General features: G+C 42.3%; 3 protein-coding genes. 1 reads left to right on the top strand and 2 read right to left on the bottom strand.

Translation table 11 applies throughout. The features are described from left to right. The first annotated feature begins 346 nt into the window (after positions 1–346). Positions 347–799, top strand: a complete 453-nt coding sequence (locus GY683_RS03895) for a cytochrome c (RefSeq protein WP_297287502.1) — start codon at positions 347–349, stop codon at positions 797–799. A gap of 83 nt (positions 800–882) precedes the next feature. Here the strand turns inward: GY683_RS03895 and GY683_RS03890 are convergent, their stop codons facing one another. Together GY683_RS03890 and GY683_RS03885 are read right to left on the bottom strand one after the other, a co-directional pair. After that, the gene (locus tag GY683_RS03890; RefSeq protein ID WP_297287501.1) at positions 883–1,389 is read right to left on the bottom strand and encodes a DUF2726 domain-containing protein; all 507 of its coding nucleotides are present in this window, start codon (positions 1,387–1,389) and stop codon (positions 883–885) included. A 108-nt stretch (positions 1,390–1,497) separates the two neighbouring features. Beyond that, positions 1,498–2,058: LysM peptidoglycan-binding domain-containing protein (locus GY683_RS03885; RefSeq protein ID WP_297287500.1), on the bottom strand; the 561-nt coding region annotated here is incomplete at its 5' end.

The raw sequence follows: 2,058 nt of genomic DNA, 5'->3' as shown, positions 1-2,058 counted from the left end.
ATCGCATAGATGACTTAGAATTTTTTTAGGAGCAACTCCAATCAAACTTGTAACCAACTTCACATCGCATAGATGATTTAAATACAACAAAGAACCATCGCTTACTCCAATACTTACCAATATCAAATCCAAGTTGTTTGGTAACATGCAAAATTATAACAATTTATCTTGATACAAATTTTATAAAAGTTACAAAAGTTTTAGAATTTACTCGTGGATTGTAACAGTTGTTGAGTATGGCGATGTTGTGTGGTATATTCTAAAAACAACCAAATTCCATACCTACAGGGATGACACATTCCAAGATGGAATAATTAATTTAATCAGCCACCTTATTGAGGAAGCCATGAAACATAAATTCGCAACAACCTTAGCTCTTATTACAGCCGCCACACTAACCTTAGGCGCATGCAGCAGCAAAACCGCCACCACTGAAGATGTGAAAGCTCGCCAAGACATCATGCAAGACTGGCGTGCATCTAGCGACATCATGAAAGGCATGCTAGAAAAACCTGACACTTTCGATGCAGCCACTTTCAAAGAGCAAGCCGATCTAATCGCTAATAGCACCAGCGACGCATGGACTCACTTTGGTAATGAAGCTAATAAAGGCGGTTCTCAAGATACCGTCTGGACAGACGCTGAAGACTTTAAAGCTCAAGCCGAACAATTCAATGTGGCAGCTTCAGAATTATCTGCTGCTGCAGCATCAGCAACGTCAGTAGAGGATGTACAAGCAGCCTTTGGCAAAGTGGGCGAAAGCTGCGGTTCATGCCATAAAGCTTATAAGCAAAAATAATACATCAAGATTAAGCTATAATACAAAAACGCACCTAAATCAGGTGCGTTTTTAATTCATACAATTACAAAACCGGCCATCAATCAGCCAAATTTTCTTAACATATCCAGTACATCAAAACGCAGCATCTCAATACTTGGCATCTTCTCGGCATGGAACCGAATGATGGGAATGCCTGCACTGGCAAGCGCTTTGTCTTTTTTGGCGTCTTGCTTTTGGCGTGCTGCACTCTCATGAGTCCAGTCATCAAGCTCAATGGCGGCCAGCACCGTCTGCATATTTTGATCAATCAAGACAAAATCCACACTCTGTCGACATACGCGGTTAAACCAAAATTGACGATCTCGCCCCGCTTCTTCGCTCGGCTCAATGATACGCGACAACTGAACTTGGCTAAAAACCGTATATTCTGGCAAGGCAAGCTGTAATTTCTTAAAAAATTGAACCTCGCTATCAGTCATGATTGGCATCGGCTCAAATGGCCAAATCGCAAGCTCATCCCCTTTTATGGCTTTTTCTTTGGGCTTTTTTTGCCAAAAGATCACCAAAAGCACGATCACAGCCACTATCGCAATTAAAATCTCACTCATTAATCATCCAAAACACAATAAAATCAAACACTTAAATAAATAAAGATGCGGATTGTACCGCACCTTTATTTATTTGGCAATCATGTTTTGGATGTTGTGGTATAAAAATCACTGCTCCATCTTTTTAACCCATGCACCATTGGAATCCACACGAGAATCTTGAGCCATTTTTTGTCTTAGGCTGTTCGCCTCGTCATAAGATTTGGCGGAACCGATCAGTACGCGTGTGCCGCGGCTGGTTTGGCTAGTGCTGACCGAATAGCCAGCAGCGCGGTATTTCTTGACGATCTCATCCACTTTTTCTTTATCTGGTGATAGCGCCACTTGAACGCTGTATGTTGCGCCTGTGGATTTTTTGGTGTCATTAGATTTATTGTCACTCTTGTCTTGAGTTTTGTTGTCAGTTTTTGGTTGCTCTTTTTTTTCTTGTTTGGTATTCGCTTGTTTTTTATTTTCACGTGCGGCAGCATCGCGCTCTAGACGTGCGACTTGAGATTGTGATGGGATCTTAATGGTGCGACCCAATACTAAGGCATCATTACGCCCCATATTATTCGCCTCAGCCAATGCTGATACAGGCACGCCATATTGGCGCGACAGACGAACCAAGCTATCGCCCGATGCCACTTTATGCTCGCCTGCTTTAGTAGGCGCTTTAGTCTCAGGCTT

It is taken from the genome of Moraxella sp. (assembly GCF_024227015.1).
Lineage (GTDB): Bacteria > Pseudomonadota > Gammaproteobacteria > Pseudomonadales > Moraxellaceae > Moraxella.
The sequence above is the reverse complement of the archived record's forward strand: the minus strand, read 5'-3'. Positions and strand labels throughout refer to the sequence as shown.

Bases quoted from the DNA above. Each gene is read 5' to 3' on its own strand.
- GY683_RS03895 (WP_297287502.1), top strand. From the start codon at position 347: ATGAAACATAAATTCGCAACAACCTTAGCTCTTATTACAGCCGCCACA.
- GY683_RS03890 (WP_297287501.1), bottom strand. From the start codon at position 1,389: ATGAGTGAGATTTTAATTGCGATAGTGGCTGTGATCGTGCTTTTGGTG.